The sequence below is a fragment of the Streptomyces griseorubiginosus genome (assembly GCF_001514195.1).
GTDB lineage: Bacteria > Actinomycetota > Actinomycetes > Streptomycetales > Streptomycetaceae > Streptomyces > Streptomyces griseorubiginosus.
This window is the reverse complement of the sequence record NZ_KQ948734.1, coordinates 1,061,039-1,075,169: the sequence shown is the minus strand read 5'-3', so window position 1 is coordinate 1,075,169 and position 14,131 is coordinate 1,061,039. Positions and strand designations below refer to the sequence as shown.

The following is a 14,131-nucleotide window of genomic DNA, read 5'->3' as shown; positions in this document are numbered from 1 at the left end:
TCTTTCCGGCCACCCGCCCGGGCGCCCGGCGCCCTCCTCGCCACCCCGCCCGCACCACCGGCAGCCGATCTTCGGACAGCTCGAACCCGCACGCGAAACCGTAGCTTCCTACAATCCGTGTTCCTGGCCGAACAGCCCGTAGTCACCGGCCGTAGGCTTCCCTAGCTTGTGGGCCGTGCGCCGACCCCCAGCCCTGCCCAGCCAGCCCGGACCGCCCTTCGACCACCTCACCGCCCGCAGACTCCGTGTCGCCCTCGGCATGGGGCCCGAGCACGTGGCCTACGGGCTGCGCGTCTCGTACGGGCTGCCGTACGTCACGCCGGATCTCGTCGCCGCCTGGGAGCGCGGGACCGTCAGTCCCACCAGTCCGGAACTCACCGCTCTGGCGGGCGTGTTGTGGTGCTCCCCCGGCGAACTCATCGGCCGCCCCCGGACCCTGCGCGAGCACCGCGTCGCACGCGGCATCGCCCCCGAGGACGTGGCCCGTGCCGTGGGGCTCGAACTGCTCGTCTACCTGGGCATGGAGGAACAGGACGCGTGGCGCGGCACCGACCGCCAGTCCGCCGCCCTCGCCGAGCTGCTGGAGCTGTCCCTGCCGGACTTCGTGGCCGTCACGGGGCGTGAGAAGCGGCTCGCCGAGTGCCTGCGCGGCGCGGTCGGCACCCGCTGGCAGGCCTACGTCCGTCAGGTCGCCAGGATCGTGCCCCTGGACCGGCGCCTGGTGGAGGACACCCTCCAGGAACTGCACCGGCAGTACCAGGGACAGATGGTGTCCACCCTGAGCTGGGGCGGGGGCGGCGAGCGCTCCGGCGAGGCCGGCCAGGAGTTCCTGGACGAGATCGTGGAGCGCTTCTGGGACGCGGTCGAGGGACCGCCGTAGCCCCCGCGAAGACCCTGGTGGGCCGCGAAGGGCCTAGAAGACCGACTCCGCCTCGTCCATGCGGTCCTTCGGGACCGTCTTCAGCTCGGTGACCGCCTCCGCGAGCGGCACCATCACGATGTCGGTGCCCTTGAGCGCGGTCATCCGGCCGAACTCGCCCCGGTGCGCGGCCTCCACCGCGTACCAGCCGAAGCGGGTGGCGAGCACGCGGTCGTAGGCGGTCGGGACGCCACCGCGCTGCACATGGCCGAGGATGACCGGCTTGGCCTCCTTGCCGAGCCGGCGCTCCAGCTCGTACGCCAGCGCCGTGCCGATGCCCTGGAAGCGCTCGTGGCCGAACTTGTCGATCTCACCGGTGCCGTAGTCCATGGTGCCCTCGGCGGGGTGGGCGCCCTCGGCGACGCAGACGACCGCGAACTTCTTGCCGCGGGCGAAGCGCTCCTCGACCATCTTGACCAGGTCGGCCGGGTCGAAGGGGCGCTCGGGCAGGCAGATGCCGTGGGCGCCGGCGGCCATGCCGGACTCCAGGGCGATCCAGCCCGCGTGCCGGCCCATGACCTCGACGACCATCACGCGCTGGTGGGACTCGGCGGTGGTCTTGAGGCGGTCCATGGCCTCGGTGGCGACGCCGACCGCGGTGTCGAAGCCGAAGGTGCGGTCGGTGGAGGAGATGTCGTTGTCGATCGTCTTCGGCACGCCGACGACCGGGAGACCGGCGTCGTACAGCATGCGCGCGGCGGTCAGGGTGCCCTCGCCGCCGATCGGGATCAGGGCGTCGATGCCGAACTGGTGGATCATGTCGGAGGCGCTCTCGCACGCCTCGCGCAGCCGGTCGCGCTCGAGCCGGGAGGAGCCGAGGATGGTGCCGCCGCGGGCCAGGATGCCGCTGACGCTGTCCAGGTCGAGGGCGCGGTAGCGGCCGTCCAGGAGGCCGGAGTAGCCGTCCTCGAAGCCGATGACCTCGTCGCCGTAATGGTCGACCGCGCGGTGCACGACCGACCGGATCACGGCGTTCAGGCCGGGGCAGTCGCCGCCTGCGGTGAGAACTCCGATACGCATCGTGCTGTGTCTCCTGCTCGCTGTTGACACCGGTGAGCCGGATCCGATTCTTTCACGTCCCCGGGAGCACCGTCGCATCCCCTACTGACGGGCGCCTTATCCGTCGACCGGGGTACTGTCAAGAGGGTTTCCGCTCACCTCGGTGGGCAATTTTCATGTCCTGTTGTCCTGCCCGTGCGAGAGAGGGAGATCACGCGTGACCCGCAGCGTGTACGTGACCGGGATCGACCGCGGCGACGGCCGCCAGGTCGTCGAGCTGGGGGTCATGGAGCTGCTGACCCGCCAGGTCGACCGGGTGGGGGTGTTCCGGCCGCTGGTGCACCACAGCCCCGACCGGCTCTTCGAGCTGCTGCGCGCCCGCTACCGGCTCTCCCAGGACCCGGCCACCGTCTACGGCCTCGACTACCACGAGGCGTCCGCGCTCCAGGCCGAGCGCGGCACCGACGAGCTGGTCTCCACCCTGGTGGACCGCTTCCACCGGGTGGCCCGCGAGTACGACGTCGTCCTGGTCCTCGGCACCGACTTCGCCGACACCCAGCTCCCGGACGAGCTCTCCCTCAACGCCCGGCTCGCCAACGAGTTCGGCGCCTCGGTGATCCCGGTCGTGGGCGGTCGCAAGCAGCCCGCGGAGTCGGTGCTCGCGGAGACCCGCAACGCCTACCGGGCCTACGACGGGCTGGGCTGCGACGTGCTCGCCATGGTCACCAACCGGGTGGCCCGCGAGGACCGGGACGAGATCGCCGAGCGGCTCTCCGGCCGGCTCCCGGTGCCCTGCTACGTCGTCCCGGACGAGCCCGCGCTCGCCGCACCCACCGTCGCCCAGATCGGACAGGCCCTCGGCGCGAGGGTGATCCTGGGCGACGACTCCGGGCTCGCCCGGGACGCGCTGGACTTCGTCTTCGGCGGCGCGATGCTGCCGAACTTCCTGAACGCCCTGACCCCGGGCTGCCTGGTGGTCACCCCGGGCGACCGCGCGGACCTGGTGGTGGGCTCGCTCGCCGCGCACAGTGCCGGCACCCCGCCGATAGCCGGGGTGCTGCTCACCCTGGGCGAGGTGCCGAGCGACGAGGTCCTCACCCTCGCCGCGCGCCTGGCCCCCGGCACCCCGGTGCTCTCGGTCGCGGGCACCAGTTTCCCCACCGCCGCCGAACTCTTCGCCCTGGAGGGCAAGTTGAACGCGGCCACACCCCGCAAGGCGGAGACCGCGCTCGGCCTGTTCGAGCGGTACGCCGACACCGCCGACCTCGCCCGCCGGGTCTCCGCACCGAGCAGCGACCGGCTCACGCCGATGATGTTCGAGCACCAGCTCCTGGAGACGGCCCGCTCCGACAGGCGCAGGGTCGTGCTGCCCGAGGGCACCGAACCGCGCGTCCTGCACGCCGCCGAGGTGCTGCTGCGCCGCGGGGTCTGCGACCTCACCCTGCTCGGGCCGGTCGACCAGATCCGCAAGAAGGCCGCGGACCTCGGCATCGACCTGGGCGACTGCCAGTTGATCGACCCGGCGACCAGCGAACTGCGCGACCGCTTCGCCGAGCGGTACGCGGCCTTCCGGGCCCACAAGGGCGTCACCGTCGAGCTCGCCTACGACGTCGTCTCCGACGTGAACTACTTCGGCACGCTGATGGTCCAGGAGGGCCTCGCCGACGGCATGGTGTCGGGTTCCGTGCACTCCACGGCGGCCACCATCCGCCCGGCTTTCGAGATCATCAAGACCAAGCCGGACGCCGACATCGTCTCGTCGGTCTTCTTCATGTGCCTCGCCGACAAGGTGCTGGTGTACGGCGACTGCGCCGTGAACCCCGACCCGAACGCCGAGCAGCTGGCCGACATCGCCATCCAGTCGGCGGCGACCGCCGAGCAGTTCGGTGTGACCCCGCGGATCGCGATGCTGTCGTACTCCACCGGTACGTCGGGGTCCGGCGCCGACGTGGACAAGGTGCGCGAGGCCACGGAGCTGGTGCGCTCCCGCCGGCCCGACCTCAGGATCGAGGGGCCGATCCAGTACGACGCCGCGGTGGAGCCGACCGTCGCGGAGACCAAGCTGCCGGAGTCGGACGTGGCCGGGCAGGCGACGGTGCTGATCTTCCCGGACCTCAACACCGGCAACAACACCTACAAGGCCGTGCAGCGGTCGGCCGGCGCGATCGCGGTCGGGCCGGTGCTCCAGGGGCTGCGCAAGCCCGTCAACGACCTGTCCCGGGGCGCCCTGGTCTCGGACATCGTCAACACCGTCGCCATCACGGCGATCCAGGCCCAGAACCCCAACGAGAAGGCATCCCAGCTGTGAGCGCCACCCGCGTCCTCGTCCTCAACTCCGGCTCGTCGTCGGTGAAGTACCAGCTGCTCGACATGCGGGACAGCAGCCGGCTCGCGACCGGGCTCGTCGAGCGCATCGGCGAGCGCTCCTCGCGGCTCAGGCACACCCCTCTGGGCGGGCCCTCCCGTGAGCGGACCGAGCCGATCGCCGATCACGAGGCCGCCCTGAAGACGGTGGCGGCGGAACTGGCCAAGGACGGGCTCGGCCTGGACTCCCCCGAGCTGGCCGCCATCGGCCACCGTGTGGTGCACGGCGGCAGGACCTTCACCGAGCCGACCGTGATCGACGAGAGGGTGCTCGCCGAGATCGAGCGGCTCATCCCGGTCGCGCCGCTGCACAACCCGGCCAACCTCACCGGCATCCGCACCGCGCGGGCGCTGCGCCCGGACCTGCCCCAGGTCGCCGTCTTCGACACCGCGTTCCACACCACGATGCCGGAGTCGGCGGCGCGCTACGCGATCGACGTGGCGACAGCCGACGCCCACCGCGTACGGCGCTACGGCTTCCACGGCACCTCGCACGCGTACGTGTCCCGGGCGACGGCGAAGCTGCTCGGCAGGGCGCCCGAGGACGTGAACGTGATCGTGCTGCACCTCGGCAACGGCGCGTCCGCCTCGGCGGTGCGGGGCGGGCGGTGCGTGGACACCTCCATGGGGCTGACGCCGCTGGAGGGACTCGTGATGGGCACCCGCTCCGGGGACATGGACCCGGCCGTCATCTTCCATTTGGCGCGCGTTGGCAAAATGTCCATCGACGAAATCGACACTCTTCTCAACAAGAAGAGCGGACTGGTCGGCCTGTGCGGTGACAACGACATGCGGGAGATTCGGCGCCGGATCGACGAGGGTGACGAGCGGGCCGCGCTCGCCTTCGACATCTACATTCACCGTCTGAAGAAGTACATCGGCGCCTATTACGCGGTACTCGGTACGGTGGACGCGATCGCGTTCACCGCCGGGGTCGGCGAGAACGCGGCACCGGTACGGGCGGCCGCCGTGGCGGGCCTGGAGACCCTGGGCCTGGCGGTGGACGGCGAACTCAACGCCGTACGAAGCGACGAGCCGCGGCTGATCTCGCCCGCCGACGCACGGGTGAAGGTCGCCGTGGTGCCCACCGACGAAGAACTGGAAATCGCGACCCAGACTTACGCACTGGTCGGAGAAGAAAGCGACTGAGCGGTAACCGCAACTGAGCACGGCCCCGCCCATTTGTTTCTTCCGCCAGACGGAATATTCCGTTGCGAAACAAACCGATAGGATCGCCCCATGCGCCGTTCGAAAATCGTCTGTACTCTCGGCCCCGCGGTCGACTCCCACGAGATGCTGGTCTCGCTGATCGAAGCCGGCATGAACGTGGCCCGTTTCAACTTCAGCCACGGCTCGCACGCCGAGCACCAGGGGCGGTACGACCGCGTCCGTGCCGCCGCCAAGGAGACCGGCCGGGCCATCGGTGTCCTCGCCGACCTCCAGGGCCCGAAGATCCGCCTGGAGACCTTCGCGGAGGGCCCGGTCGAGCTGGAGCGCGGTGACGAGTTCGTCATCACCACCGAGGACGTGCCCGGTGACAAGCAGATCTGCGGCACGACCTACAAGGGCCTGCCCGGTGACGTCGCCAAGGGCGACCAGATCCTCATCAACGACGGCAACGTCGAGCTGAAGGTCACCTCGGTCGAGGGCCCCCGGGTGAAGACGATCGTCATCGAGGGCGGTGTCGTCTCCGACCACAAGGGCATCAACCTGCCCGGCGCGGCGGTCAACGTCCCCGCGCTGAGCGAGAAGGACGTCGAGGACCTCCGCTTCGCGCTGCGCATGGGCTGCGACATGGTCGCGCTGTCCTTCGTGCGGGACGCCAAGGACGTCGACGACGTGCACAAGGTGATGGACGAGGAGGGCCGCCGGGTCCCCGTCATCGCCAAGGTGGAGAAGCCGCAGGCGGTGGACAACATGGAGGGCGTCGTGATGGCGTTCGACGCCGTCATGGTGGCCCGCGGTGACCTGGCCGTCGAGTACCCGCTCGAGAAGGTCCCGATGGTGCAGAAGCGCCTCATCGAGCTGTGCCGCCGCAACGCCAAGCCGGTGATCGTGGCGACCCAGATGATGGAGTCGATGATCACCAACTCCCGCCCGACCCGCGCCGAGGCCTCCGACGTGGCCAACGCGATCCTGGACGGCGCGGACGCCGTCATGCTGTCCGCGGAGTCCTCGGTCGGCGCCTACCCGATCGAGACCGTCAAGACGATGTCGAAGATCGTCGCCGCGGCCGAGGAGGAGCTGCTGAGCAAGGGCCTCCAGCCGCTGGTCCCCGGCAAGAAGCCGCGCACGCAGGGCGGTTCGGTGGCCCGCGCGGCCTGCGAGATCGCCGACTTCCTCGGCGGCCGGGGCCTGGTGGCCTTCACGCAGTCCGGCGACACCGCCCGCCGCCTGTCGCGCTACCGCGCCCAGCAGCCGATCATCGCCTTCACGACGGACGAGAACACCCGCAACCAGCTGGCGCTCAGCTGGGGCGTCGAGTCCCACGTGGTGCCCTTCGTGAACACCACGGACGAGATGGTCGACATGGTCGACCAGGAGATCGCCAAGATCAACCGCTTCAACCCGGGCGAGATCGTCATCATCACGGCCGGCTCGCCCCCCGGCGTCCCGGGCACGACGAACATGCTCCGCGTGCACCACATCGGCGGCGCCCAGCAGTAGCACTCCCCGTACGACACCGAGGGCGCCCCCCTGTGAAAAGGGGGGCGCCCTCGGCTTGTGCGGCTCCCGGAAGGGTCGTGGGAATCGTTGGAGGGGTCAGCCCTCGCTGTACTGGTGCATCCCGGGGACGGTCAGCGTTCCGCCGTACTGCCCGGCCTGCTGGACCGTCACGTTGGTGAAGTAGATCAGCGGGATGTTCAGCGGCGGAGGACTGTCGGGACTGAACGTGATCGGGATCAGCCCCAGCAGGTTGCCGGAGATGCTCTCGGTGTACATCGTCGTCTTGCCGCCGGTGATCTTGGAATGCGTGCCCTTGCCGGCCTGCACGTGGTACGTCTTGCCGCGCTCGGTGACGATCTGGTGGAGGTCGCCGATGTCGGTGCCGCCGGAGATCACATACTTCAAGACCCTCTTGGTCTTGCCGCTCGCGGTCTTGACCTTGACGATGCCCTGGTAGTCGGCGCCCGTGAGGGTCAGCGAACTGGCCTTCAGGGTCCAGGCGTTGTCGGCCACCGTCACGCCCGGCTCGGTGTCACCCACGTCGTCGGTGGCGACCGGGCAGTTCTCCGGGTCCGTGGAGGAGCTCGCGGAGGGGCTCGGGGTGGCTGTCGCGGCGGCCGCGGCCTTGGCGGTGTCCTCGACGGTCTTCGTGGTGTCCTCGGCCGCCTTGGACGCCGTGCCGGTCGTGTCCTTCACGGTGTCCTTGACCGTGTCGGTGACCTTGTCGGTCGTCTCCTTGACCGGGTCCGAGGCGCTCTGCGAGGCGGACGGGGTCGGCGTCGGAGTGGGGGTGGCGCTCGGCTCGCTCCCCGACGAACCCGACGAGGTCTTGCCGCCGGTGAAGATCCCGGTGATCGCGTCGCCGATGTCCGTCAGAAGGTTGCCGTCGTCGCTCGCGGAGGGCGAGGGGGACGGCGTGACGGCGTCGGAGCCCGAGTCCTTGGAGGAGGAGCTGCTCTCCGCCTTGCTCGCGGAGGCGGACGGCGACGGCGTCGGCGTGGCCTTGTCGCCGGAAGCCGAACCGGAACCCGACGAGGAGGAACCGCCGGAACCGGAGCCCGATCCCGAGCCGGCGGAGGCCGACGGGGAGGGCGTCGCGGTGGGGGTGTCGGTGGACGGGGAGGCGCTCGCCGACGGCGAGGCACTGCCGTCCAGTGCCGCTATGCAGTCCTTGTACTCGTCCGCCGTCAGGCTCTTCGCGGCCGGTGTGTCGTCGGCCAGGGCCAGGGTCGGCGTGAATCCGATGCCCATGAGTACGGCGGTGGGCATGGCCGCCATGGCTATCGCCTTGCCGGCCGGCATGTGGAACCTGTTGAACAGCGGCTTCTTGGGCGCCGCGTGCCGAGGCCCGGTTCTGACCTCCGCGGCGACCGCGGAGCCCTCGCCCTGAAGGTTCTCAGCCGACACGGGACCCCCCGATCGCGTCCTCGCCGCCGGCCCACGCGTTCTCGGGCGTCCGGTCCGACGGCGCCTCGTGGCCGGTCTCCGGCTGGTACGGCGTGGGCTCCTCGGTCACCGGACGCAGGATCGCGGTGTCGGGGTCGGCGGCCTGGGGCGCACCGCCCTCCGTGCCGCCCTCACCCAGCGGCTGCGGCTGCGGCGGCACTCCCGGTGCCCAGGAGACCGCGAGCGCGCCGCCGAGCAGGGCGAACAGGAAGCCCAGGATGAAGCCGCCGATGTTGGAGACCACCAGGGACACCAGGGCGAGGACGATCGCGGCGACACCGGCGAAGACACGGGTGGCCTGCTGGAACCACATCGTCAGGCCCAGCGTGACCAGCAGTACGCCGATGATGAGGGAGCCGGCACCCGCGGTCGTCGCCATGGCGATCGACATGGTGCCCAACTTGAGCGTGGCGTACGGGAAGTAGGCGATCGGCACCCCGCCGAGCAGGGTGAACAGGCCCGCCCAGAACGGCCGGTTGCCCCGCCAGGCGCGGAATCGCAGACGCAGCCGGGTGAAGGTCCCGACGCTCTGGACCGGAGTCTCGGCACTCATGGAAAAAGCTCCCTGGGTCCGGTGGAAGTTCGTACCGGCTCGGCCGTGGGCGTGTGAAGCCGGAAGATCTGAGTCTGTACGGGTGCGCGCGGCACCCGTCGCCCGGGCGGGGGCGGAGGAGCGAACGCTCCGCCGCCCCCCTGAGGACGGCTCAGCCGCCCCCAGGACACCCCGGTGCCGGAGCCGTCAGTAGCACTCCATGTCGGCGTCCGTGCCGAGCTTCATCGACAGGCCGCTCAGCTTGAACGTGCCGGCCGTGGTCGCCCAGGCCGTCTGCTTGACGTCGTAGAGGTCGGCCTTCTCCGCCTGCTGGGCGAAGCCGCCCGGCAGCACGTTCTCGCCGGCCTTCACGTCGGGACCGCGGGTCTTGTCCTTGACCGCGACGCCGATGTCGATGTTGGTGAACTCCGCGTTGGCCTGGAGGTCGGCAACATCGATGTACAGGTTGTGGGCCGCGACCGGCGTCTTGCCACCACCCGCGTCAAGACGCAGGTAGAACGTCTTGTTGATGAGGGGGATGGTGGTCTTGACCGACTGGCACATCTTGCTGATGGTCGCGTCGTCGAACGACGAGATCGCGACCGGCACCTGGGTCTTTTCCTTGCCGTCGACCTGCTTGTAGACGGTGTCTATACCGCCGTACTGAGCGAAGCCCGTGCCGTGCAGCTCAGCCGCCGACACCTTGAACTGCTGGCCGGACACGCTGAACGACGCGGCGAGCGCACCCTGCGCAAGCCCGACGCCCACCGCGGCGGCCGCGGCGACGCTGGGCACCATGACCACAGCGAACCGCTTCCATCTGGTCCCGCCACGCACCTGGGACTCCATATTTCCTCCTTCTCGGACGTACATCTCCTGGCCCTGACTGCCCTCTCGAAAGGACGGCTCAGCCGGGCAGGGATGGGAGAAGTGCTACGTCCTCGGGAAGGAGAGCGCCTGCCTTCGGAGGCGCGAACCGCGCACCGATCACCGGCGATCACCCCCGAGCGACAACCACTGGTCGCGCCTGACACGCATCACGCACAACCTTGCTGGACAGGCTTCGCCCTGTGGACGAAGACCCCCCTGTCCAAGAACCGGCGCACCTGCCGCCGGTTCTGCTCGGTGGGGACCCAGGGACTCCCGTGGCCCGACCGGCTGTCGGGGTACGGGAAAGGACCGAGCGTCGCCGATCGTGGTGCATTCTCGCCGCCCGCACAAGGGGCTTCGTTACTCGGTAGTAACGGCCGGATAACCGAACAACGACCCGCTGGTCTCGGTCGGCGACTCTGGGTGTCAGAGAGGGGGAGGACAAAGCAGTTGATCGGTGGACAGAAACCGACAGTTCAACGCCTCTGACTTACTGGAAGTAACAGCGGCCGCAATTGCCAAGTTTTGGCAAAGTGCGGCCGCATCGACACCCTGACGGCAAATCTTTCACTCCGGCATCACATGCCGGGGTGTTTAGCGACTGGTCAGAACCGGGCTCGCGCCCCGCCCGGACGCGTCCTCAGAACAGGGCGCGGGACAGCGCCCGGCGCGCGGCCGAGACCCGCGGGTCGTCGGCGCCGACGACCTCGAAGAGCTCAAGTAGCCGAATCCTTACGGTGTCCCGCTCGTCACCCGCCGTGCGCCGCACGGTGTCGATGAGCCGTCCGAAGGCGTCCTCCACATGACCGCCCACCAGGTCCAGGTCGGCGGCGGCGATCTGCGCCTGCGCGTCACCCGGCTTCTCGGCCGCGTCCTGACGGGTGCGCTGCGGATCCAGGGACTGCACTCGCTGGAGCAACTCCGCCTGGGCGAGACCCAGTTTGGCCTCCGAGTTGCCCGGGTCGTCGCTCAGCACGTTCTTGTAGGCCTGGACGGCACCGCCGAAGTCCCCCGCGTCCAGGGCCTGTACGGCGGCCTCGAGGAGCGCGTCGTACGGCCCCGCCGGCACCGCGGCCGCCTGCTGGGCCCCGGCACCGCCCCCGGGCACGGCGTCCGGGTCCACCGTGAGTCCGGTGAGCCCGAAGCGCTGCTCGGCGACCTGCACCAGCTGGTCCAGGGTCTGCTGGATCTGCTCCTTGCCGGCCGCGCCCTGGAAGAGCGGCAGGGCCTGGCCGGCGACGACGGCGAAGACGGCCGGGATGCCCTGCACCCCGAACTGCTGCATCAGCATCTGGTTGGCGTCGACGTCGATCTTGGCGAGGAGCAGGCGTCCGCCGTACTCCACGACGAGCTGCTCGAGGACCGGGCTCAGCTGCTTGCAGGGCTCGCACCACTCGGCCCAGAAGTCGATGACGACCGGGACCTCGGTGGACCGCTGGAGGACATCGCGCTCGAACCCCGCCTCGTCGACGTCGATGACGAGATCGGCCGGGGAGACGGCACCCGGGCCGCCGCCCTGCCGGGCCGCCTCGGCGCGCGCCTGCTCCGCCTTCGCCTTGGCCTCCTGGGCCGCCTTCACCGCGGCGAGGTCGACGACTCCGCTCATGGACATGTTCCGTGGCTGCATGCGCCTATCCTCCCCCGTCCACGCGCGTGTGTGAAAAGCATGGTGAAAGCCGGTCGTGCGGGGCGGCTCCGGCGCCGGGTCCCCACCCCACGCCGTGCGTGCCCTCCACTCGTTCGCGTCCGCTCGCGCACGTCCGTCGCCAGCTTTCGCTACGAGTCGTAGCGTAATGGCACTGAGTGCCCGCCCGGTACCCCACCCCGGTGATCTCCCTCACTGCGCCACGGGAAACCCCCGTTATGGTCGTGGGATGCAGAGCCGCACCCCCGCCCCGCGCACCGCCGGGCGCCCGCGCAGCGCCGCCGCGGACACCGCGATCCTGGCGGCGACGCGCGACGCGCTGGTCGAGCTGGGCTGGTCGAAGCTGACGCTGGGAGACGTGGCTACCCGTGCGGGGGTCGCGAAAACCACCCTCTACCGCCGCTGGGCCGGCAAGAACGAACTCGTCGTCGACGCGGTGGCCGAACTCTTCGACGAACTCCAGCTCCCCGACCGCGGCACCCTGGCCGACGACATCGAGGGCGTGGTCCTCCAGTTCGCGGCGATCCTGGCACGGCCGGAGGCCAGGAACGGGCTGATGGCGGTGGTGGCGGAGTCCTGCCGCGACGACGCGCTGCGCGAACGCATCCGCTCGTCGATCGTCGACCGCCAGAAACGCCTGGTCCTGGAGGGCCGCGAACGCGCCCAGGCCCGCGGTGAGCTGCCTCCGGAGGCGGACCCCGAGGAGGCGGCCCGCACGGTCGACCTGATCTTCGACATGGTCGCGGGTGCGGTGGTCCACCGCACGCTGGTCAGCGCGGAACCGGCGGACGAGGCATGGGTGCACGGCTTCACGCGGGTCCTGCTGACGGGCCTGGCGGGGACGCCGCCGGGGTAGGCCGCATCGGGGTGGGTCGCGACGATGTACGTCGCAGCAGGGTGGGTCGCGACGACGTACGTCGCATCGGGCCAGGTCGCGACTGTGTGGGTCGCTCAGAACCCGGGCGGCTCCGTGTACACGCCCCACTCCTCCCGCAACAGCCCGCAGATCTCCCCCAGGGTCGCCTCCGCGCGTACGGCGTCCAGCATGGGCTCGATCATGCCGGTCCCGTCGCGGGCGGCAACGAGCATGCCGTCCAGGGCAGTTCTGACAGTTCCCTCGTCCCGCCCCGCCCTCCGCCCCGCGAGGGCTCGCACCTGCTCCCGCTCCACCTCGTGACTCACCCGCAGGATCTCCAGGTCGCCGGTGACCGAGCCGTGGTGGACGTTCACGCCCACGACCTTCTTCTCGCCCTTCTCCAGGGCCTGTTGGTGACGGAAGGCGGCCTCCGCGATCTCGCCGGTGAACCAGCCGTCGTCGATGCCCCGCAGGATCCCGGAGGTGAGGGGCCCGACGGGGTGCCGGCCGTCGGGGTGCGCCCTGAGTCCACGCTCCCTGATCTGCTCGAAGATCTTCTCGGCGTCCGTCTCGATCCGGTCCGTCAGCTGCTCGACGAACCACGAACCGCCCAGCGGATCGGCCACATTGGCCACCCCGGTCTCCTCCATGAGCACCTGCTGGGTGCGCAACGCGATCTCCGCGGCCTGCTCGGAGGGAAGGGCGAGCGTCTCGTCCAGGGCGTTGGTGTGCAGCGAGTTGGTGCCGCCCAGGACGGCCGCCAGCGCCTCCACCGCCGTACGGACGACGTTGTTGTACGGCTGCTGGGCGGTCAGCGAGACCCCGGCGGTCTGGGTGTGGAAGCGCAGCCACTGGGCCCGGTCGGACCGGGCGCCGTACACGTCCCGCATCCAGCGGGCCCAAATGCGCCGTGCGGCACGGAACTTGGCGATCTCCTCGAAGAAGTCGACGTGCGCGTCGAAGAAGAAGGAGAGGCCGGGTGCGAAGACGTCGACGTCCAGGCCGCGCGAGAGCCCCAGCTCGACGTACCCGAAGCCGTCCGCCAGCGTGTACGCCAGCTCCTGCGCGGCCGTCGAGCCGGCCTCCCGGATGTGGTACCCGGAGACGGACAGCGGTTTGTAGGCGGGGATACGGGACGCGCAGTACTCCATCAGGTCGCCGATGAGGCGCAGGTGCGGCTCGGGCGGGAAGAGCCACTCCTTCTGCGCGATGTACTCCTTGAAGATGTCGGTCTGGAGGGTGCCGTCGAGGACGGCGGGGTCGACGCCCTGGCGTTCGGCGGCGACGAGGTACATGCAGAAGACGGGGACGGCGGGCCCGCTGATGGTCATGGACGTGGTCACGTCCCCGAGCGGGATGCCCCGGAACAGGACCTCCATGTCGGCGGCGGAGTCGACCGCCACCCCGCAGTGACCGACCTCGCCGAGCGAGCGGGGGTCGTCGGAGTCGCGGCCCATGAGGGTCGGCATGTCGAAGGCTACGGAGAGCCCGCCGCCTCCCGCTGCAAGGATCTTCCGGTACCGCTCGTTGGTCTGCCCGGCGTTCCCGAACCCGGCGAACTGCCGGATCGTCCAGGTCCGCCCCCGGTAGCCGGTCGCGTACAGTCCGCGCGTGTACGGGTACTCCCCCGGCCACCCGATCCGCTCGAACCCGGCGTACACGTCCCCCGGCCGCGGCCCGTACACGGCCTCCAAGGGCTCCCCGGACAGCGTGCTGAACTCCCCCTCCCGCTTCCGCGAGGAGTCGTACCGAGCCTGCCAGCGTCGCCGGCCGTCTTCGATGGCGTCAGCGTCCATGCTCTGGCAGTTTACTAGGATGTCCTAGTAAATGCCG

General features: G+C 70.2%; 11 protein-coding genes. 5 read left to right on the top strand and 6 right to left on the bottom strand.

All coding sequences use genetic code 11. The features are described 5' to 3' along the window. The first annotated feature begins 175 nt into the window (after positions 1-175). The gene (locus AQJ54_RS04860; protein WP_107121016.1) at positions 176-880 is read left to right on the top strand and encodes a helix-turn-helix domain-containing protein; all 705 of its coding nucleotides are present in this window, start codon (positions 176-178) and stop codon (positions 878-880) included. A 33-nt stretch (positions 881-913) separates the two neighbouring features. On the opposite strand, the gene AQJ54_RS04855 is transcribed toward AQJ54_RS04860, so the two are convergent. Further along, entirely contained in the window at positions 914-1,939 is a 1,026-nt protein-coding gene (locus AQJ54_RS04855; RefSeq protein ID WP_030320213.1) for an ATP-dependent 6-phosphofructokinase, read from the bottom strand. A gap of 196 nt (positions 1,940-2,135) precedes the next feature. Between AQJ54_RS04855 and pta the strand changes: the two genes are divergently transcribed. The 3 genes from pta to pyk all read left to right on the top strand — a co-directional run bounded on the left by pta (position 2,136) and on the right by pyk (position 6,949). Further along, on the top strand, positions 2,136-4,226 hold the full coding sequence (gene pta / locus AQJ54_RS04850; RefSeq protein WP_062234147.1) for a phosphate acetyltransferase: 2,091 nt from the start codon (positions 2,136-2,138) through the stop codon (positions 4,224-4,226). Then, positions 4,223-5,431, top strand: a complete 1,209-nt coding sequence (locus tag AQJ54_RS04845; protein ID WP_062234145.1) for an acetate kinase — start codon at positions 4,223-4,225, stop codon at positions 5,429-5,431. Before pta ends, AQJ54_RS04845 begins: the two co-directional genes overlap by 4 nt. A 90-nt stretch (positions 5,432-5,521) precedes the next feature. Next, positions 5,522-6,949, top strand: coding sequence for a pyruvate kinase (gene pyk / locus AQJ54_RS04840; protein WP_062234143.1), 1,428 nt, complete (start codon positions 5,522-5,524; stop codon positions 6,947-6,949). 96 nt (positions 6,950-7,045) lie between these two features. On the opposite strand, the gene AQJ54_RS04835 is transcribed toward pyk, so the two are convergent. The 4 genes from AQJ54_RS04835 to AQJ54_RS04820 all read right to left on the bottom strand — a co-directional run bounded on the left by AQJ54_RS04835 (position 7,046) and on the right by AQJ54_RS04820 (position 11,424). Then, on the bottom strand, positions 7,046-8,356 hold the full coding sequence (locus tag AQJ54_RS04835; RefSeq protein WP_062234141.1) for a hypothetical protein: 1,311 nt from the start codon (positions 8,354-8,356) through the stop codon (positions 7,046-7,048). Next, positions 8,346-8,948 (bottom strand): DUF6114 domain-containing protein, encoded by a 603-nt coding sequence (locus AQJ54_RS04830; protein WP_062027020.1) that lies wholly within the window; start codon positions 8,946-8,948, stop codon positions 8,346-8,348. Before AQJ54_RS04830 ends, AQJ54_RS04835 begins: the two co-directional genes overlap by 11 nt. A gap of 186 nt (positions 8,949-9,134) precedes the next feature. Beyond that, positions 9,135-9,776 carry a DUF6230 family protein gene (locus AQJ54_RS04825; RefSeq protein WP_062027022.1) on the bottom strand — a complete coding sequence of 214 codons (642 nt, stop codon included), beginning with the start codon at positions 9,774-9,776 and terminating at the stop codon, positions 9,135-9,137. Positions 9,777-10,437: 661 nt separating this feature from the next. Continuing rightward, positions 10,438-11,424, bottom strand: a complete 987-nt coding sequence (locus AQJ54_RS04820; protein WP_062234138.1) for a tetratricopeptide repeat protein — start codon at positions 11,422-11,424, stop codon at positions 10,438-10,440. 247 nt (positions 11,425-11,671) lie between these two features. Between AQJ54_RS04820 and AQJ54_RS04815 the strand changes: the two genes are divergently transcribed. Next, entirely contained in the window at positions 11,672-12,298 is a 627-nt protein-coding gene (locus AQJ54_RS04815) for a TetR/AcrR family transcriptional regulator (protein ID WP_062027025.1), read from the top strand. 95 nt (positions 12,299-12,393) lie between these two features. Here AQJ54_RS04815 and icmA read toward each other — a convergent pair whose 3' ends face one another. Further along, the gene (gene icmA, locus AQJ54_RS04810; RefSeq protein WP_062234135.1) at positions 12,394-14,094 is read right to left on the bottom strand and encodes a coenzyme B12-dependent isobutyryl-CoA mutase large subunit; all 1,701 of its coding nucleotides are present in this window, start codon (positions 14,092-14,094) and stop codon (positions 12,394-12,396) included. Positions 14,095-14,131 lie beyond the last annotated feature (37 nt).